At 67.4% G+C, this 19,597-nt stretch carries 15 protein-coding genes; 9 read left to right on the forward strand and 6 right to left on the reverse strand.

The genetic code is table 11. The features are described from left to right. Positions 1–4 precede the first annotated feature (4 nt). Positions 5–481, forward strand: coding sequence for a MerC domain-containing protein (locus tag ACZK3J_RS12715; RefSeq protein ID WP_182266165.1), 477 nt, complete (start codon positions 5–7; stop codon positions 479–481). Between the two features lie 62 nt (positions 482–543). On the opposite strand, the gene ACZK3J_RS12720 is transcribed toward ACZK3J_RS12715, so the two are convergent. Continuing rightward, the gene (locus ACZK3J_RS12720) at positions 544–2,676 is read right to left on the reverse strand and encodes a TonB-dependent receptor (RefSeq protein ID WP_478475891.1); all 2,133 of its coding nucleotides are present in this window, start codon (positions 2,674–2,676) and stop codon (positions 544–546) included. 188 nt (positions 2,677–2,864) lie between these two features. Here ACZK3J_RS12720 and ACZK3J_RS12725 point away from each other — a divergent pair, with 188 nt between their 5' ends. The 5 genes from ACZK3J_RS12725 (at position 2,865) to ACZK3J_RS12745 (ending at position 7,210) form a co-directional block, all read left to right on the forward strand. Continuing rightward, on the forward strand, positions 2,865–3,719 hold the full coding sequence (locus tag ACZK3J_RS12725) for a helix-turn-helix transcriptional regulator (protein WP_478475892.1): 855 nt from the start codon (positions 2,865–2,867) through the stop codon (positions 3,717–3,719). 110 nt (positions 3,720–3,829) lie between these two features. Further along, on the forward strand, positions 3,830–4,207 hold the full coding sequence (copC, locus tag ACZK3J_RS12730) for a copper homeostasis periplasmic binding protein CopC (RefSeq protein WP_478475893.1): 378 nt from the start codon (positions 3,830–3,832) through the stop codon (positions 4,205–4,207). A gap of 10 nt (positions 4,208–4,217) precedes the next feature. Next, positions 4,218–5,102, forward strand: coding sequence for a copper homeostasis membrane protein CopD (gene copD / locus ACZK3J_RS12735; RefSeq protein ID WP_478475894.1), 885 nt, complete (start codon positions 4,218–4,220; stop codon positions 5,100–5,102). A 45-nt stretch (positions 5,103–5,147) separates the two neighbouring features. Continuing rightward, the gene (locus tag ACZK3J_RS12740; RefSeq protein ID WP_049462658.1) at positions 5,148–5,846 is read left to right on the forward strand and encodes a heavy metal response regulator transcription factor; all 699 of its coding nucleotides are present in this window, start codon (positions 5,148–5,150) and stop codon (positions 5,844–5,846) included. After that, the gene (locus tag ACZK3J_RS12745) at positions 5,843–7,210 is read left to right on the forward strand and encodes a heavy metal sensor histidine kinase (RefSeq protein ID WP_478475895.1); all 1,368 of its coding nucleotides are present in this window, start codon (positions 5,843–5,845) and stop codon (positions 7,208–7,210) included. The genes ACZK3J_RS12740 and ACZK3J_RS12745 overlap by 4 nt, the downstream gene beginning before the upstream one ends. A gap of 65 nt (positions 7,211–7,275) precedes the next feature. Here ACZK3J_RS12745 and ACZK3J_RS12750 read toward each other — a convergent pair whose 3' ends face one another. Next, positions 7,276–8,169, reverse strand: a complete 894-nt coding sequence (locus ACZK3J_RS12750; RefSeq protein ID WP_478475896.1) for a LysR family transcriptional regulator — start codon at positions 8,167–8,169, stop codon at positions 7,276–7,278. A 106-nt stretch (positions 8,170–8,275) separates the two neighbouring features. On the opposite strand from ACZK3J_RS12750, the gene ACZK3J_RS12755 reads away from it, so the two are divergent. After that, on the forward strand, positions 8,276–9,019 hold the full coding sequence (locus tag ACZK3J_RS12755) for an SDR family oxidoreductase (protein ID WP_478475897.1): 744 nt from the start codon (positions 8,276–8,278) through the stop codon (positions 9,017–9,019). 111 nt (positions 9,020–9,130) lie between these two features. Here ACZK3J_RS12755 and ACZK3J_RS12760 read toward each other — a convergent pair whose 3' ends face one another. From ACZK3J_RS12760 to ACZK3J_RS12770, 3 genes are read right to left on the reverse strand one after another with little or no spacing between them, the layout of a single operon-like run. Continuing rightward, complete coding sequence (locus tag ACZK3J_RS12760; RefSeq protein ID WP_134951795.1) at positions 9,131–12,208, reverse strand: efflux RND transporter permease subunit; 3,078 nt, start codon at positions 12,206–12,208, stop codon at positions 9,131–9,133. Next, positions 12,205–13,377, reverse strand: coding sequence for an efflux RND transporter periplasmic adaptor subunit (locus ACZK3J_RS12765; RefSeq protein WP_049462663.1), 1,173 nt, complete (start codon positions 13,375–13,377; stop codon positions 12,205–12,207). The genes ACZK3J_RS12760 and ACZK3J_RS12765 overlap by 4 nt, the downstream gene beginning before the upstream one ends. After that, positions 13,374–14,621: a TolC family protein gene (locus ACZK3J_RS12770; RefSeq protein WP_277778321.1), complete on the reverse strand. Its 1,248-nt coding sequence runs from the start codon at positions 14,619–14,621 to the stop codon at positions 13,374–13,376. Before ACZK3J_RS12770 ends, ACZK3J_RS12765 begins: the two co-directional genes overlap by 4 nt. A 62-nt stretch (positions 14,622–14,683) precedes the next feature. Here ACZK3J_RS12770 and ACZK3J_RS12775 point away from each other — a divergent pair, with 62 nt between their 5' ends. Then, positions 14,684–15,358, forward strand: a complete 675-nt coding sequence (locus ACZK3J_RS12775; RefSeq protein WP_110712493.1) for a response regulator — start codon at positions 14,684–14,686, stop codon at positions 15,356–15,358. Then, positions 15,351–16,730, forward strand: coding sequence for a sensor histidine kinase (locus ACZK3J_RS12780; RefSeq protein WP_134951793.1), 1,380 nt, complete (start codon positions 15,351–15,353; stop codon positions 16,728–16,730). Before ACZK3J_RS12775 ends, ACZK3J_RS12780 begins: the two co-directional genes overlap by 8 nt. A gap of 437 nt (positions 16,731–17,167) precedes the next feature. Here the strand turns inward: ACZK3J_RS12780 and ACZK3J_RS12785 are convergent, their stop codons facing one another. Continuing rightward, on the reverse strand, positions 17,168–19,513 hold the full coding sequence (locus ACZK3J_RS12785) for a GH92 family glycosyl hydrolase (RefSeq protein ID WP_478475898.1): 2,346 nt from the start codon (positions 19,511–19,513) through the stop codon (positions 17,168–17,170). Between the last annotated feature and the right edge of the window lie 84 nt (positions 19,514–19,597).

Consider the following 19,597-nt stretch of genomic DNA (forward strand, 5'->3'; position numbering starts at 1 on the left):
CATAATGGACCACATCCCCCCGACCCCCGCAAGGGCTCTGGCCCAGCCGCCAACTTCGGCACGCTGGCATCCCCGTTTCGATCTGGCCGGCGCCTGGCTGTCGCTGGCCTGCGCCGCCCATTGCATCGCCCTGCCCCTGCTGCTGGCCTTCGTGCCGGCGGCAATGATGGCGCTGCGCTCGTTCCAGCACCCCGGCCACGGTGTGATGACGCTGCTGTTGATGATGTCGCGCTGGGAATGGTTGTTTGCATTGATGGCCTCGACTCTGGCGCTGGCCAGTACCACGGCCGGGCTGTACCGGCATGGGCGCTGGCTGCCGATGCGGCTGGCCGTGGTTGGCGCGATCCTGCTGGTGTCGGCGTCGCTGTACCTGCCGCTGAAGGAATCGCTGCTGTGGCATGGCGTGGCCACCGCCTGCGGCGGCGTGTTGCTGGCATGCGCGCACATCGGCAACCGGCGGGCATTGCACCAGCACCGGTAGCGCCGGGCCATGCCCGGCGGGGTGCCGCCACCCACGCTTGGCGTGGATCTACCGTGGATTCCTCAGAAGCGGTACCCCACTTCCGCGCCGAAGATCCGCGGGCTGTCGACCGGGCCGTAGTAGTTGCCGTCGCGGCCGAAGGCCAGGTTGTCGAAGATCAGGCCATTGATGCGGCGCTTGTTGGTCAGGTTCTGCACGAACACCCGCGCGCTCCACGGCCCGGTCTCGTAGCCCAGCTGCGCACCGAGCACGGCCACTGCGGGCTGGAACGCGCGGTTGCGTTCATCCAGTGCACTGGAGCCGGTGAACTGCGATTCCAGCCGTGCATGGATGCCGGAGTCGAACTGATAGCGCGCCGCCAGATAGCCAGTGTAGTGAGGGGTCAGCTTGACCCGCTTGCCATCCAGGTTCTGGTCCACGCTGACCCACAGCTTGGTGTACTTCGCATCGACGTAGCCCACATTCGCCATCAGGGTGAAGCCCGGCAGCACTTCGAACACGCCCTCCAGCTCGGCACCACGCGAACGGATCGAGGCATCCGAACCTACGTAGTCCGACGAGATCGGGCGGCCGTTGGCATCGGTGGCCACCTGGATCTCCTGCCAGTTGTCCGAGGTGATGTGGAACAGCGCGCCGCCGATGTGGCCACGACCGCCGGCCAGGTTCATTTTGAAGCCCAGCTCATGGCTCCACATGCGTTCGGACTCGTAGCGCAGCACCTTGTCGTTGACCACATCGCTTTGCGCCGCAGCCAGATTGAAGCCACCCGGAATGTAGCCCTTGGCCGAGGCCGCGTAGAAGGACAGGTCGTCAGTGGCGTCGTAGCGCAGTGACAGCCGCGGCAGCGTGGCCGAGAAGGTATGCGCCAGCGCTGCATCGCGGTACAGCACGCGGCCACCGGCGCCCAGGTCCAGCGCACCGGCACGCTGTTCGGTGGAGCGCCGTGCCTGCTCATGGCGCAGGCCGGCGCTGGCGGTCAGCTTCGGCACCGCCGGGAAGGTGTAGCTGGCGGTGGCGAAGACGCTGTAGTCCTCGCCCTTGGAGGTCTGCCGCGGCGCCAGGTTGTAGCTGTCCAGCCCATGCAGCGCCGGTCCGACAAAAGTGCCCAGGATCGAATCCTTGCTGTTGCGGTAGGTCGACACACCGGCCATCCAGGTCAGCGCCTGGTCGCTGGGCGAGCTGAAGCGCGCCTCGGCCGTCCATTCCTTCTTCCTGTCGTAGATGCGACCGGCCAATGCCGGGCTGTTGGTCATGTCGAAGTCGTAGCCGGCCGAGGTCACCTCCTCGTCCCGCCAGGAAGCGGCCACGTCCAGCGTGCCGGCCTGCAGCTGCCATTGCGCACTGAGGCCGCCCACCGTTTCGTCCTTTTCGGTGCGCTTGGGCGCATCGTTGATGTAGGTGAAGTCACCGGCACGGCGCCCGCCATTGAGCGAGGTGCCGTAGGTGCGGTTGTAGAGGCCGGTATCCAGCGGCAGGTATTCATACTCGAACATGCCCGGCGCGCGGGTGCGCAGGTGGTAGGCCAGCGCGTTCACCGAAACGTAGTCGCTCGGCCGCCAGCGCAGCTTGCCCTGCAGGTAGCCTTCGCCGACCTTGCCGCGTGCACCGGAAGGCGTGAGGTTCTTCAGGTATGCATCCTCGTCGGAGCCCGTGAACGCCACCGAGCCGGACAGGCTGTCCGGCTTGTTCAGCGGCCCTGCCAGGAAGCCGTCGAGAGAGGTGCCATTGCCGTTGCCGAACCAGGTGCTGCGCACATTGATCTCGCCCTCGCGTGCATCAGCCGGGCCGCGTGTGCGCACCAGTACCAGGCCGGATTCGCTGTTGGCGCCGTACAGCGTGCCCTGCGGGCCGCGCAGCACCTCCACCGACTCGACCTGGTTGAGCACGGCATTGCTCAGCTCGCGGAACGGAATGCCATCGATGTAGACCGAGGCACGATTGACCAGGAATGGATTGGACTCGATGCCGCGGATCGAGATGAACATGTTGCTGAGCTGGCCCATCGCATTGAACTTGACGTTCGGCGCGAGCTTGTCGAGGTCACGGAACTCGGTGACGCCCGCTTCTTTCAGCGCCTGCCTGTCGAGCACCGTCACCGACAGATCGCTCTTCAGGTAAGGGGTATCGCGCTTGGAACCGGTGACGCGGACACCGTCGAGCGTGGCCGGGTCGGCCTGCTGGGCAAGGGCGGGCAAGGCAGGAACGAGCAGGGATGCTGCGATGAGCGCGGCAGCAGGCGTGGACGACTTCAAAGCGGGAACCTCGACGGATGGAGTGGCGGACGCGCGGGCGGCGGCAGCGCGGGACAAGAGTGTTATCCTGTAACATTCGCGTCCTGCCGCCACTCCATTTCCGGCAGCGCCGCTCCATTCCCGGATCCGTGATGCCCGCCCTCGCCGACCAGCTGCTGCAGGAAACCCGGTCGCAGGCCCCTGCGGCCTACGCCAGCCACGATGGTGCGGTGGTGCTGCTGCGCCATCGCTTCGATGCCAGCGAAGGTGAGATGGGACATCCGCAGCAACTGCGCCTGGGCCTGGCCGTGGGCGGCGGCGGTCGGCTGCAGCAGCACACCCTCAGCGGTCTTCTGCAGGCTCCGTGGCGGCCCGGCCAGTTCAATCTGGTGCTGCCGGAAGACACCGGCACCTATGCCAGCCCCGCGGTCGATCTGCTCGGCATCGCCATCGATACCCACCTGCATCCGCAGGATCCGCAGCAGTTGCAACAGCTGCAGCCGCTGGCGGCGCGGCTGCACCACGACCCGGTGATTACTTCGGTGCTGCAGGCGCTGTGGTGCAGCGCGCAGGCTGATGTTTGCCTGCCCGGCTTCCTCGAGCATGGCGCGCAGGTGCTGCTGCACCGCCTGGGTCAGCTTGCCGGTCAGCCGCGCCAGGCGCGTGGCACGGTGTCCCCACTGTCGGCACGACGGTTGCGGCAACTGGAGGCCTACATCGATGCGCAACACGGCCAGGCGCTGACCGTTCCACAGCTGGCCGCTGCAGTGCAGATGGAGGCCGCGACGTTCGGCCGCGCGCTGCGTGCGGCCACTGGCCTGCCGCCCTTTGCCTTCCTGACCCAGCACCGCATGCAGCGGGCGCGCGCCGAACTCGCGCAGGGCCGGCGTGTCACCGACGTTGCCCTGGCCAGCGGATATGCCAATCCCAGCAAGTTCAGCGCGGCGTTCCGGCGTGTGGTCGGTTGTTCGCCGTCAGCATGGATCGCGCAGTCAAGGGCCCGGTAGTGCCCTCCGCTGGCCGGCCGCCAACATTACAAACTGGTAATGTCCAGGTCAGGGCCTCGAAAGGCGGTGGACGTCACCCTGCAGGCCACTTCCTCATCGGTGATCCGCATATGACCCGCTCCCTGTTCCGCGTCGCCCCGCTCGCCCTGCTGCTGTCCGGCCTTTCGGCCGCGCCGCTGGCGCTGGCCCATCCCAGCCTGGTGGGTTCGACGCCAGCGGCCGATGCCACCGTGGCCCCGGCCAGCCAGATCGAGCTGCAGTTCAGTGAGAAGGTGATGCCGCGTGCCACCCGCATCGAACTGAGCATGGACCACGGCCGCATGAAGATGGCGATGCCAACCACGGCGCAGGAGATCTCCGAGGACGGCCACATCCTGCGCGCGCGCTTTGCCAAGCCGCTGCCCGCCGGCAGTTACGCGCTGCAGTGGCGCGCGGTCGGCCAGGACAGCCATCCGATCACCGGCACCTACCGCTTCACCGTGAAGTAAGGCCGCTGCTGTGGCCGAGCTTTCGCCGTATGCGCTGCGGCTGGCGCTGTATCTGGCCCTGATGCTGCTGTTCGGGCGGATGCTGTTCGTCCGCCCCGGACTGCCGCGCAGCGTCTCGCTGGCCCTCGTTCTGGTGGCACTGGTGCTGGTCGGCATCGATGCGGTCACCCGTTTGTCCGGCGTGCTTGGCATATCACCGGTCGACATCGATGGCGAGACAGCGCGCTGGTTTCTTACCGGTACGCCGGTGGGCGAGGCGGGACTGCTGCGCATCCTGGCCCTGCTGGCAATGCTGCCGCTGCTGGCAGTCAATCGCCCGGCACAGGGCCTGCGCCGCCCCGCACTGCTGGCACTCTCGGCGGTGACCCTGGCCAGCCTCGCCTGGAACGGCCACGCCGCTGCTGGCGATGGGGTCACTGGCCGGCTGCGTCTTGCTGCCGGCATCGTGCACCTGCTGGCGGCCGGTGCCTGGATCGGTGCGATCGCCGCCATCGTGCAGTTGGCACTGCGGCGGCAAGGGCCGAGCCTGCGCGAGCGCACCCACGAACTATGGCAGGCCGCGCACGGCTTCGCCCTGCCCGGCACGATCATCGTCGCCCTGCTGGCGATGACCGGCACCTATACCTATGTCGATCTCGGCGGTTCCATACAGACCCTGACCGGCGCCGCGCATGGACGCTGGCTGCTGCTCAAGCTGGCACTGGTGGGTGGCATGCTGGGCCTGGCCGCGCTGCATCGCTGGCGGCTGGTGCCGGCGCTGGCGGTCTCCATCCGGGGTGGCTGGCAGCCCAGGCCGCTGCGTTCACTGCGCCACAGCCTGGCCTGCGAATCGGTACTGGCGCTGCTGGTGCTGGCCTGTGTCGCGATTCTCGGCACGCTGGATCCGCTGGCATGAGACTGCGCAGCCAGCCCACGCCCAAGCTGCGATGATGGGCGCACCATGAAACTGCTGATCGTCGAAGACGAACCCAAGACCGGCAACTACCTGCGCCAGGGCCTGATCGAGGCCGGCTACGTGGTCGATCTCGCCTGCAACGGCGTCGACGGGCTGCACCTGGCCGGTAGCGGCGAGTACCAGCTGGTCATTCTCGATGTGATGCTGCCCGGTCTGGATGGCTGGAGTGTGCTGTCGCGGCTGCGCGAGGCCGGCTGGCAGGTGCCGGTACTGTTCCTGACCGCGCGCAGCAGCATCGCCGACCGCGTGCAGGGCCTGGAGCTTGGGGCCGATGATTACCTGGGCAAGCCGTTCGCCTTCGCCGAGCTGCTGGCACGCGTGCGCACGCTGCTGCGCCGTGGCCAGGCGCTGCCGCAGGCCGAACGCATCGTCATCGCCGACCTGGTGGTGGATACCCAGCGCCGCCGGGTGGAGCGTGGCGGCCAGCGCATCGCGCTCAGCCAGAAGGAGTACACCCTGCTGGAGCTGCTGGCACGCCGCCGTGGCGAAGTGCTGCCGCGCTCGCTGATCGCCTCGCAGGTGTGGGACATGAACTTCGACAGCGACACCAATGTCATTGATGTGGCGATCCGCCGCCTGCGCGCGAAGATCGACGATGATTTCGACGCCAAGCTGATCATTACCGTGCGCGGCATGGGCTACGTGCTCGAAGCACCAGACGACGGCGCTGTGAGCAACGGATGAGCCTGCGCCGTTCCATCGCGGTGCGGCTGACCCTGCTGTTCGCCACCGTGGCCACGCTGGTGCTGGCGGCACTGGGCGTGGCGATCTACGTCAGTGCCCGTCACGATCTGGTCGCACAGGATTTCACCGAGTTGGAGAACAAGGTTGCGTTGATCCGCGATCTTGCTGGCAATGGGCCCGCCGCCGCACGCGGCCCGCGCTTGGCAGAGGCGCTCAGCCATCATCCCGATATCGCCTTCCACATTGTCGATGGCCACGGAGCCGTGCTGTTCTCGACCGCACCTGCACTGCTGCGCGAGCACGCACGCAGCCAGCCCATCGACGCCACGCCACGGCGGCACGACTGGATTCTCGACGATGGTCGCTGCATGCATGCCCTGCACCTGCGGCAGACCCTGGCCGACGGCAGCCAGCTGGTCACCCTGCTGGCCATCGATGACGACCGCCATGCCGATTTCCTGCAGCGCTTCCGCCATCTTCTGGCGATCGCCATCATCGGCGCCGCCGTTGCCAGCAGCCTGCTCGGCGGCTACGTAGTGCGACGCACGCTGCGACCGCTGCGCACGTTGGCCGATGAAGCCCGGCAGATCACCGCCGGTCGATTGCAGCGGCGTCTGAGCGCACGCACGGCGCCGGCCGAACTGGAACAGCTGGCACAGACGCTCAACGGCATGCTGGCGCGCCTGCAGCAGGACTTCGCGCGTCTGACCGAGTTCTCTGGTGATCTGGCCCATGAGCTGCGCACGCCGATCACCAACATGCTGACCCAGGTACAGGTGGTGCTGGCCCACCCGCGCAGCAACGAGGCCTACCGCGAGACGCTGGCCTCGTGTGCCGAGGAGCTGCAGCAGCTGGCGCAGACCGTAGGCGACCTGCTGTACCTGGCGCAGGCCGAAGCGCCGGGCGCACTGCCTTCGCGTGAGCCGGTGGCGCTGGATGCGGTGGTGGATTCGCTGCTGGAGTTCTATGACCTGCTGGCCGAGGACCGGCAATTGACCCTGCGCCGCGACGGCGTGGCGAGCGTGGAAGGCAACCGTCTGATGCTGCACCGGGCGATCGCCAATCTGCTGTCGAATGCGTTGAAGCACGCAGCCGTGGGCAGCGAGGTGCGGGTGCAGCTGGTCGAGGGCGATGGCGTGTGCAGGGTCAGCGTGCACAATCTCGGCCCGCCGATTGCCGAAGCAGCACTGCCGCGCCTGTTCGATCGCTTCTATCGCGGCGAGCGTGGCCGCCACGAAGGTGCCGGACTGGGTCTGGCGATCACCCGTGCGATTGCACAGGCGCATGGCGGAACGGTAAGCGTGACCTCCGATGAAACCGGCACCGTGTTCGAGCTGGTGCTGCCAAGCGCATCAGCCCGGTAGTGCCGGCCGCTGGCCGGCAACCTTGGCACATCACGCGTGTTGCAGTTGCCGGCCAGCGGCCGGCACTACCTCATCTGGTCGAACACCCCGGCCACCCAGTCGATGAACACCCGCAGCCGCGGCGACGGTGTGCGGTTGCGGGGGTAGACCAGGCTCAGTGGACTCGGTGTCGGCGGCGCGTCCGGCAACAGCTCGACCAGCTGCCCGCTCGCGATGTAGGGGGCCATCCGGTAGCGCGGTGCCTGGATGATGCCGAGACCCGCCAAGGCGGCACCAAGGAATGCGTCCGCGCCGGAAACCCTCATCCGCGCGGGCAGCGGCACATAGCGCACCTGCCCACCCTGCTGGAACTCAAGCGGAATCAGCTGGCCGGTGGCGCTGGAGCGATAGCCGACCATCTGGTGGCCTTGCTCCAGTGATTCGATGGTCTCGGGCACACCGTGCGCCTGCACATAGCCCGGTGCGGCCACCGTAACTTCCCGCAACATCGTCAACCAGCGCGCCGCCAGATCGCTGTCGGCCAGGGTCCCCACCCGCAACGCCGCATCCACGCCTTCGCGCAGCAGGTCGACATAGCGGTCGCCTTCGCTGACCTCCAGTTCGATCTCGGGGTAATGCTGCAGGAAGTCCGGCAGATGCGGAAACAGCAGGTGCCGGCCCAGCGTGCCATGCACTTCAATCCGCAGCGGGCCGCGCGGCGGCACGTCACGGAACGCGGCTTCGGCGTCGTCCATGTCGGCGATCAGGCGCAGGCAACGGCCATAGAAGGCCTCGCCCTCCAGGGTGGGCACCACCAGCCGGGTGGTCCGGTGCAGCAGGCGCACGCCCAGCCGATTCTCCAGTGCCTTGATCGCATCGGTCACCGTGGCCCGCGGCAGGCCCAGGTCCTCGGAGGCCCGGGTGAAGCTGCGGCGCTCGACGATACGGACGAAGGCACGCATGGCCGTGAATCGGTCCATTGTTCGGCAATCCGGATTATGTTGGCGGATTATGCATGATTATCCGAACTGATGAGATGGCGAAGATGGCACTGCGCCAGTCCGGCGCGCCCTGCTGGAACCAACCATGCCCACCTCCTCCGCCCGCCGCGTCGCCCTGGTCACCGGCGGTTCCCGTGGCATCGGCGCGGCCATTTCGCGCCGCCTGGCCGCCGACGGCCATGCCGTGGCGATCAACTACGCCGGCCGCCGCGACGATGCCGAGGCACTGGCCGCCGAACTCACGGCCACTGGCGCGCAGGCCATCGCGCTGCAGGCCGATGTGGCGGACCCGCAGGCGGTGCGCCAGCTGTTCGACGCCATCGAGGCCCGCTTCGGCGGTATCGACGTGGTGGTGAACAGCGCCGGCGTGCTGCAGCTGGCGCCGCTGGCCGACAGCGATGACGCGTTGTTCGAGCGGGTGATCGGCATCAACCTCAAGGGCGCGTTCAACGTGCTGCGCGAAAGTGCACGACGGGTGCGCGACGGCGGCCGCCTGATCAGCCTGTCCACCAGCGTGGTCGGCATCAGGCTGGAGAACTACAGCGTGTACGCGGCCAGCAAGGCGGCGGTGGAAACGATGGCAGCGATCCTCAGCAAGGAGCTGCGTGGGCGCAGCATCACGGTGAACACGGTGGCCCCCGGCCCGACCGCCACCGACCTGTTCCTGGAGGGCAAGTCACCGGAACTGATCGAGCGGTTGGCGAAGATGAATCCCCTGGAACGGTTGGGTACGCCGGAGGACATCGCCGGTGCGGTGGCCTTCCTGGCCGGTGCCGATGGCGGGTGGATCAACGGCCAGGTGCTGCGCGCCAATGGCGGGATGGTGTAGGTAGTCGCCCACCTTGGTGGGCGCGTCGCCGCGTGCCCACCAAGGTGGGCACCTACCGGGCCATGCCTGGCGGCCGGGTCGCAGCCGAGCATGGCTCGGCTCTACACGTCGTCATCCGGCGCGGGCCTCGCGGCGCCGGTGCACCCAGTAGTACAGCGTCGGCAGCACCAGCAGGGTCAGCAGCATCGCCGACAGCAGGCCACCGATCACCACCACTGCCAGCGGCTTCTGGGTCTCTGCACCGATCGCATGCGAGGTCGCCATCGGCAGCAGGCCGAACATCGCCAGCAATGCGGTCATCAGCACCGTGCGCAGGCGCTGCAGCGAGCCCTGCACCACCGACTGCAGCAGGTCCATGCCCTGCTCGCGCAGCTGGGCGAAGCGACTGAGCATCACCACCCCGTTCAGCACTGCCTGCCCGAACAATGCAATGAAGCCGATCGCCGCCGACACCGACAGTGGAATGCCGGTCAGCCACAGAGCCAGGATGCCGCCGATCATCGCCAGTGGCACGTTGGCCAGGATCAGTGCTGCGCTGCTGATGTCCTTGAAGGCGTCGAACAGCAGCACGAAGATGAGCAGCACCGACAGCGGAATCACCCAGCCCAGCCGCTTCATCGCACGCTGCTGGTTCTCGAACTCGCCGGACCATTCCAACCGGTAGCCTTCCGGCAGCTGCACACTGGCATCCACGCGCTTGCGCATGTCGGCCACCACGCTGCCCATGTCACGCCCGGCGATGAAGATGCTCACTGCCTTTACCCGCTGTGCGTTCTCGCGCGAGATGTTGATCGCGCCGCTGGCCATGCGGAAGTCGGCCACGTCGGACAATGTCACCGTGTGGCCATCGCCGATACCCACTGGCACCGTGCGCAGCCGTTGCAGGTCGCGGTCGGCATCGTCCAGGCGCAGCGAGATCGGGAACTTGCGATCGCCCTCCCATAGCTCGCCTACCTGGCGCCCGCCCAGCGCGGTCTCGATCACTTCGTCGATGTCGCGCACGTTCAGGCCATAGCGTGCTGCACGGTCGCGGTCGATCTCGATCTGCAGCTGCGGCAACGAGCCATCGCGGTCGATGAAGGCGCTCTCCACGCCCTCCACCCCGCGCACCTGGCCCAGGATGGCCTGGGCGTGCTGGTTGAGCACGTCCAGATCCGAACCGCTGACCTTGATCACCACCTGGCCCTTGATCTGCGAGATGCTTTCCAGGATGTTGTCGCGCACCGGCTGCGAGATCGAGAACTCCGGCCCCGGAATGCGCTGCTCCAGCGTGCGCTGCAGGTCACTGACCAGCTGCCGCTTGTCCACCCCCTTCGGCCATTCCTTCTCCGGCTTCAACGCCACCAGCGCCTCGATCTGGTTGGCGCCCTTGGCATCGGAGCCGTCTTCCGGCCGCCCCAGCTTGGCCACCACCGTCGATACCTGCGGGAAGGTTCCAACCAGCTCGCGGATGCGCCGCGACTGCTGCTGTGCTTCGGCCAGGCTGGTGCTGGGGTCAAGCGTGGCGGTCAGCCAGATCGAGCCCTCGTCCAGCTCGGGCAGGAACTCCGAGCCCAGGCGGGTACCCAGTGCCAACGTACCCACCAGCAATGCGACCGCGGTCAGCACCACCGCACGCGGTCTGGCCAAGGCACGCTCCAGGATCGGCCGGTACCAGCCGGTCAGGCGGTCCATCAGCGGATTGCCATCTCGCATGCGGTCCCGTCGCAGCCACCAGTAGCAGAACAGCGGCACCACGGTCAGCGCCAGGATCAACGCACCGATCAGGGCCGAGGTCACCGAGTACGCCATCGGTGCGAACATGCGGCCTTCCTGCCGCTGCAGGGTGAAGATCGGAATGTGCGCGGCGATGATGATCAGCATCGAGAAGAATGTCGGCCGGCCCACTTCCGATGCGGCTGAAAGAATGGTCGAGAACCGCGTCTTCCGGTCGGCCGTAGGTGGCAGCTTCGACAATCGCGAGACGATGTGCTCGGTGACGATCACCGCGCCATCGATGATGATGCCGAAGTCCATCGCACCCAAGGACAGCAGGTTGGCCGGCACGCCCCACAGGTGCAGGCCAAGGAAGGTCGACAGCAGCGCCAGCGGCATCATCGCCGCCACGATCAGCGCGGCGCGGGCGTTGTACAGGAACAGCCACAGCACCAGGAACACCAGCACCGCACCTTCCAGCAGGTTGCGGAAGACCGTCTTCAGCGTGGTCGTGACCAGCCACGAACGGTCGTAGAACGGCTCGATGCTGACCCCGGCCGGCAGCTGGTTCGCTTCGATCTCGGCGATGCGCGCATGCAGGGCGTCGAGCACGTCGGACGGATTCTCGCCCTTGCGCATGAGCACCATGCCGAACACCGCATCGTCATTGTCGTCCTGGCCGACCAGGCCCTGCCGTGGCAGGCCGGTATCGGCGATGCCGGCCAGGTCGCGCACCAGGATCGGCGTGCCACCGCGCTGCGCCACCACCGCGTTGCCGATGTCACCCGGCGAACGCATCAGGCCCACGCCGCGGATCAGGAACTGCTGCTGGCCACGCTCCACGTAGCCGCCGCCGGCATTGGAGCTGCCCTTCTCCAGCGCCTCGGCGAATTCACCGAGGCTGATGCCGCGATCACGCAGCTTGTCCAGGTCCGGTTTGACCTGGAAGGTGCGCGCGAACCCGCCGAAGCTGATCACATCGGCCACGCCCGGCACGGTGCGCAGGCTGCGCTCCATCGTCCACTCCTGCACGGTGCGCAGCTGGGTCGGTGTCATGTGCGGGCCCTTGAGCACGTAGCGGTAGATCTCGCCCACCGCAGAGCTCATCGCCTCCAGCTCCGGGGTCACCCCTTCTGGCAGCTCCACACCCTGCAAGCGCTCCAGCACCTGCTGGCGCGCGAAATAGTCGTCGGCCTTGTCGTCGAAGGTCAGGATGATCATCGACAGGCCGAACTGGGTATGCGAGAACACCCGCACCGAATGCGGGATGCCGGACAGCGCCACTTCCAGTGGCATCGTCACTTCGCGCTCCACCTCTTCGGCGGCGCGGCCCGGGTGCAGCGACACCACCGTTACCTGGGTGTCGGAGACGTCCGGGAACGCCTCCACCGGCAGCACGCGGAACGCGGCAATGCCGGCGCCGATGAACAACAGCAGTGCCAGCATCACCATCAGCGGCTGGCGCAGGCAATAGGCAATCAGGCGATCGATCATGGGGCGGCATGCCCCGCGCCGGTGCTGGCGGCCGCTGGCGCGCTGTCGACCAGCTGCTGCAGCAGCAGGCCGCCTTCGACCACCACCCTGCTGCCAGCCGCCAGACCGTCACGCACCCACAGTCGGCCGTCACCCAGCTCCTCGGCGTGCACGGCGTGGCGCAAGTAGCGGCCCTTGCCCTCTTCCACGAACACCACCTGCTTGCCGTCGATCAGCAGCACCGCCGCATCGGGCAACGAGACACCGCCCTCGGCCGGCAACGCCACCTGGGCACGCACGTACTGCCCGGCCTTGAAGCCGCGTGCGCGATTGTCCAGCTCGGCACGCGCCTGCACCACGCGGCGTTCGCTATCGACGAAGTCATCCACGTGCTGGAGGGTCGCCTGCAGTGGTTGCCCATCGGCGCCGGGCACGCTCACCTGCATGCCCGCCTTCAAGCGTCCGGCGAGGCTTTCGGGGATGTCCAGCAACAGCCACAGGCGGTCCGGATCGCCGATCACTGCCAACGGCTGTTCACTGTCCGGGCTGACCGACATGCCCGGGCTCATTCGCCGCTCCACCAGCACGCCATCGATGGGAGCGCGCAGCGGCAGGCGCTGGTCGACGCGCTGGCCGTTGCCATAGGCCTTGGCGAAGGCGGCCGCGCGTGCATGATCAGCCTGACTGCCAGCGAAGTTTGCCTCGGCCTCGTCCAGTTCACGACCCGACGCCACTCCCGCCGCATGCAGTTCGCGGGTACGGTCCAGTTCCTTGCGTGCCTGCTGCAGCTCGGCGCGACCACGGGCACCTTCAGCCTGAGCCTGGCCGAACTCGGGCGAGGTGATCCAGGCGATGACCTGGCCGGCTTTCACCTTCTGCCCCGGCTGTGCCTCGATGCGCGCTACCTGCCCCGACAGCGGCGTGTGAAGTGCGCTGGAGCGCGTCTCATCCCAGACCACCCGGCCCGGCAGCTGTAGGCTGGCGCTGGCGCCGGCACTCACTGTCTCGCTGCGCAGCACGTCCAGCTGGCGGCTGTCGGAAGGAAACTGAATCTGGCCGGCGCTGACCCGAGGTGCGTCCTCAAGATAGGAAGCTGGCTCTCGACCACAGCCGCCCAGCAGGATCAGCGCCAGCAAGACGGGCAGCACGGCGTATCGCGCCTGCGGGCGATAGGCGACGGTGGACTTCATCGGGATTCTCCTTCGGCAACGGATGTGGCGGCTTCCCAGCGCGCCAGTGCAATGGCATGGTCGGTGCGCGCCTCGATCAGTGCGGCCTCGAAGTCGCGCCAGCTGCGGCGCGCATCCAGCAGATCGGTCAGATTGGCGGCACCGCGCCGGTACGCCAGTTCGATGCCCTGCACCGCCTTGCGTGCGGCGTCGGACTGCAGTCCCTCATAGTCGCTGCGGCGCTGTGCGGCGGACTGCGCGCTGGCCTGCAGCTGGTCCAGCTCGGCGCGTGCTTCGCGCTGCAGCACCTGCAGCTCCAGCGCGGCGCTGTCACGGTCGGCCTCGGCACGCTGGATCGCGCCGCGCGCCCGCGACGGCCCACCCAGCGGGATGGTCAACGACACACCCCAGGTGACGCCGCTGATGTCGGTCGGCTCACGCTCGGCCTCTACGCCCAGCTGGATGTCTCGGTGGCGCTCGCTGCGCGCCAGTGCCACGCCGGCATCGGAGGCTGCCAGGCGCGAGCGTGCAGCGCGCAGATCCGCGCGCTGCTGCGGATCGAACGCGCGCTCATCGGCCCTGGCTGCGGGGTCTGGCCACGGATCATCGGCGCTGAGGTCATGGCTGTCGTCACGTCCGAGCAGCATCCCCAGCACATTCCGCGCGTCACGCAGATCCAGTGCTGCCTCGCGCGCCGCGTCCGCCACAGCCAGGTCGTCCACCGCCAGCCGCGCGCGATCCACCGGTGCCATCGCCCCTGTCGCGACCTGCTTGTCGGCCGCCGCCATCTGCTCGGCCGAACTCTGCCGGTTGGCGTCGGCAATCTGCGCCCGCTCCTGCGCGCCCTTCAGGCCGAAATAGGCTTCATGCAGCGCCACCTGCTGGCGGCGCCGGGTATCGAGCATCTCCAGTCCGGCCACCGCCAGCAGCGCTTCCGCCTGGCGAACGCGCAATGCACGCTTGCCACCGCGTTCCCAGGTCCAGCCCAGGCCCACGGTGCTGTCCACCCGCTTGTCCTGCCAACGTCCAGGACCGATGCCGTGCTTGGGGCTGATCTTGCTGGTGCCGATCGACAGCTCGGTGGCCGGGCGCAGCGCCGCCGTCTGCGCGTCACCCTGCACCCCGCGCAGCTCCAGTGCCGCGGCGCGCAGGTCCGGGTTGTGCGCTTCCATTGCACGCTGCGCCTCTGCAAGGGACAGCGCCGAAGCCGCAGGCGCGCACAATAGGGCGGCAAGCAAGGCCGCAAGACGAGGGGAGAAATTCATGCACGTCACGGTAAGGTGACGGACTTGCGCCAAACTTGCCCCAACCTTGCACGAAGCTTGCAATGCGAATCCTGCTGATCGAAGACGACGCCGCACTGGCCGATGGACTGATCCGTGCCCTGCAGGGCGCCGGTCATCTGTGCGACCACCTCTCGCGCGGGCTGCACGCGCCGGCCGCGCTGGCCAGTACCCCATATGACGTCATGGTGCTCGACCTTTCGTTGCCGGACGTGGATGGCCTCGACCTGCTCTCGCGACTGCGCAACGACGGCGCTACCCTGCCGGTGCTGATCCTCACTGCGCGCGATGGCGTGGAGGACCGCATCCTCGGTCTCGACCGCGGTGGCGATGATTACCTGGCCAAGCCATTCGCACTGGGTGAGCTGGAAGCCCGCCTGCGTGCGCTGTCACGCCGCCGCAGCGATGCGCCGGCACAGAAGCGACTCGGCCGGCTGTGCTTCGACAGCATCCGCAATGAAGTGCAGGTGGAAGGCCAGCGCATCGAGCTGACCGCACGCGAGCTGTCTCTGGTCGAAGCGTTGATGCAGCATCCGGGCCGCACCGTCACCAAGCAGCGGTTGTTCGATGCGTTGTACAGCTGGGACCACGAGGCCAACCTGTCGGTGATCGAGGTGCATGTCAGCCGCCTGCGCCGCAAGCTGGAACAGGCGCGTGCCGGCGTCGGCATCCGCATGCTGCGTGGCCTTGGCTACCGGTTGGAGGCGGTGGGTGACTGAGCGCGTGCACAGCCTGCGTGGCCTGCTGCTGCGGCGCCTGTGGCTGCCGCTGCTGGTGCTGCTGCTGTGCAGTGCGGTGGGTTCATTCGCGTTGGCGCGCTTCTATGCCGGCCAGGTCTACGACCGCTGGCTGCTGGATTCGGCGATGTCGTTGTCCGAGCTGGTGACGGTGCAGGACGGCCGCGCATCCATCGAGATCACCCCGGCGGTATCACGCATGTTCACCTGGGACACCGCCGACGAAGTGCATGGCGAGGTGGTCGATGCGGATGGCGGGCGCCTGTATGGCGACCTGCCCGAGGCATTGCCGCGTCCGGCGAGCGCCGCCGCGAATGACGATGCGGTCTACTACGATGCGCGCCTGCGTGGTCAACCGGTGCGCATGGTCGAAGTGGTGGTCAGCGCCGGCCCGGGCCATGACATCCGGCTGCGCGTGGCCGAGACACTGCGCAAGCGCCACCGGCTGGAACGCAAGCTGCTGCTGACCAGCGTTCCGTTCCAGGCCGCGATCCTGGCACTGGCGGCGTGGCTGGCATGGTCCGGTACCGGCGCCGCTGCAGGCCACGCCAACCTGGTCGCGCGGAAGCTGGCCAGCCCGCGGCCGGATCCATTGGCACCGCTGGATCCGGCGCAGGAGGCACCGCGCGAACTGTGGCCGGCGGTTGAGGCGTACAACGCCCTGCTGCAGCGCCTGGACGCGATGCAGGATGCGCAGCGGCGCTTCGTCAGCAACGCCGCACATCAACTGCGCACACCGTTGGCGGCCATGCAGGTGGAGCTGGAGAGCTCATTGCGCCAGCATGATCCGCAGGCCCAGCAGCTGGCGCTGTCCGGCACGCTGGCCGGGTTGGCCCGCTTGCAGCATCTGGTCAACCAACTGCTGATGTTGAGCCGCTCCGAAGATCCACATGGCAGCGCACTGCCGCTGCAGCCAGTGGACCTGGCCGCGTTGGCGCGTAGCGTGGTGGAGCGCTATGCGGACCGCGCATTGGCTGCAGGCGTGGACCTGGGTTATGACGGGCCCGACGACGGCGTGCAGGTACAGGGCGATCCGCAGCTGCTGCGCGAGGCGTTGGGCAACCTACTGGACAACGCGCTGCGCTACGGTGCCGTGCCAGGCGTGATCACCCTGGGACTACAGCAGGATGCCGAGGGCGTGCAGGTGTGGGTGGACGATGACGGCTCCGGCATTGCCGAAGCCGAGCGCACGCGCGTCACGGAACGCTTCTACCGGGCCAGCACAGAAGGCGACGGCTGCGGACTGGGATTGGCGATCGTGGCCGAGATCGCGCAGCGGCATGATGCGGCGCTGGTGATCGATACTGCCCCGATCGGTGGCGCGCGGGTGGGGATGCGGTTTCGATCCCGCTGACGTCCTGCGTGCCAACCAAGGTTGGCGCCTACCCGGTCACGCCATCCGGTAGTCGCCCGCCTTGGTGGGCGCTGTTGACGTCCCGCATGCCAACCAAGGTTGGCACCTACCCAAAGCACCCCAGCCGGCGGATCCCGGTAGATGCCCACCTTGGTGGGCGCTGTTGACCTCCCGCATGCCAACCAAGGTTGGCACCTGCCAAAAGCACCCCAGCCGGTGGATTCCGGTAGACGCCCACCTTGGTGGGCGCCGTTGTCCTCCCGCGTGCCAACCAAGGTTGGCACCTACCAAAAGCACCCAGCCGGCGGATTCCGGTAGACGCCAACCTTGGTTGGCGCCGTTGATGTTCTGCATGCCAACCAAGGTTGGCACCTACCAAAAGCACCCCAGCCGGCGGATTCCGGTAGATGCCAACCTTGGTTGGCGCCTACCCATCATCATCGGCTCATCGAATACGGCGCCTGCGCGCCCTGCCCCGGCCAGTCCCTGTTCGGCTCGGCCTGCATGCTGAAGCGTAGTTCGCCACCTGCCAGGATCTCGTCGTGGCGCAGGAAGGTGCGCTGCAATGGCTTGCCGTTGAGGCTCACATTGCCCACATAGGTGTGCCTGTCATCCAGCCCATCGGCCACGATGGTGAACGTCTTGCCGTTCGGCAGGCGCATCGCGGTCTTCGACAGGAACGGACGGCCGAGGATGTACTCCCCCGAGCCCGGCGCCACCGGGTAGAAGCCCAAGGCGGTGAACACGTACCACGCCGACATCTGGCCGACGTCATCATTGCCGGCCAGGCCATCGGGGCGGTCGGCGTACTGGGTATCCATGATCTGCTTCAGGCGCGCCTGCGTGCGCCACGGCTGACCGGCATACGCATACAGATAGGCGACGTGTTGGCTGGGCTCGTTGCCGTGCGCATACCAGCCGATCAGCCCGGTGATGTCTTCCATGTGCTCGAAGATGGACGGGTCGACCTTGGCGTTGAACACCTCGTCCAGGCGCGCGAGCAGTTTGTCACTGCCACCGTGCGCTGCCGCCAGACCGGCCACATCCTGCGGCACGTACCAGGAGTACTGCCAGGCATTGCCCTCGGTGTAGTCGGTGCCGTATCCACTGGCGCTGGGGTCGAATGGCGTGCGGAAGCTGCCATCGCGCTTGCGTGCGCGCATGAAGCCAGTGTCTTTGTCGAAGGCGTTGCGCCAGTTGCCGGCGCGCTTGTCGAAGGTGGCCGCAACATCGGTCTTGCCCATCGCCTGTGCCATGCGCGCGATGGTCCAGTCGTCGAAGGCGTACTCCAGTGTCTTGCTGGCCGCTTCGCCTTCCTCGTCGATCGGCACATAGCCCAGCTCGCGATACTGCGAGATGCCATCGTACGGGCCGTAGTTGGCGGTCTCGACCATCGCCTTCAGCGCCTTGTCGGCGTCGAAGCCGCGGATGCCCTTCACGTAGGCGTCGGCGATCACCGGCACCGCGTGATAGCCGATCATGCACCAGTCTTCCAGGCCGTGGAACGACCACACCGGCAGCATGCCGTACGGGCTGTGCTCATGGTGGGCCAGCATCGAATTGACGAAATCGCTGTTGCGCTTCTCCGGCTGCACCAGCGTCAGCAACGGATGCAGCGCGCGGTAGGTATCCCACAGCGAGAACGTGGAGTAGTTGGTGTAGCCCTTGGCCTGGTGCACGGCATTGTCCGAGCCGCGGTACTGGCCATCGGCATCCATGAACAGCGTTGGCCCCAGCATCGTATGGTACAGCGCGGTGTAGGCGCTGCGCCGGGCATGTTCGGGGGCGTCGATATCGAGCACCGACAGCGCCTGCGTCCATTCCTGCTTTGCCTGCGCGCGAACGCGGTCGAAATCGAAGCCGGCCACTTCCGCGTCGAGGTTTGCGATGGCACCGGCTTCACTGACCGGCGAGATCGCCACCTTGACCACCAGCGGTGCATCCAGTTTGCCGAAGGCGAAGGTGCCGACCAGCTGGCGCCCCTCGATCTGTGCGCGCTGCGCCGGATCCTTCTCGCCCGGCGGCGGGAAGCCCTTGTAGACAATGTCCTGCTCGGTGTTGTGCAGCTCATGCCCGGAAAGCGGCCGCGAGAAGCGCATCGCGAAATACAGCTGGCGGCCTGGCGCCCAGCCACGGGTTTCGCGGAATCCGGTCACCGTGCCATCGGCGCGCACCCGCACCCGCGACCACAGCACCTTGCCCGGGTAGTCGTACATGCTGGTGCGCATGTCCAGCAGCACCTTGGCATCGGTGCCCTTGGGGAAGGCATAGCGGTGCACGCCCACGCGCGCACTGGTGGTCAGCTCCGCGCGCACCTTGTAGTCATCCAGGGTGACTGCGTAGTAGCCCGGCTCGGCCTTCTCGTCGTCGTGGCGGAAACGCGAGGCGTAGCCGCTGCGTGGCTTTTCCGGATCACCGCGCTCCAGGCCGGGATTGCCGGTGAACGGCATCAGCAGGATGTCGCCGAGGTCCGAATGACCGGTGCCGGAAAAATGCGTGTGCGAGAAGCCGACGATGCTGCTGTCGTCGTAGCGATAGCCGGCTGCCCAGCCATAGGCCTTTTCGCGTGGTTGGATGCGTGTGTCCGGGCTGAGCTGGACCATGCCGAACGGCACTGTGGCACCCGGGTAGGTGTGGCCTTCACCTCCAGTACCAATGAACGGGTCGACCGAGGCGTAGGCCTTGTCGGCGGCGGTTTTGGCGGGAGCGGCCGACGCCAGGCCGGAAGCGAGCATTGCCGTGGCGGCGACAGCAATCAGGAGACGACGGTCCAGCGTGGGCATCGGCGTTTGGATCGATTCAGGTGGTAGCCGGATGCTAGCACCGGGCCTGTCACGCCGCATGCTGCAGTGCGACTGCCCGGTGTC

It is taken from the genome of Stenotrophomonas sp. 86428_Sma, from assembly GCF_056481585.1.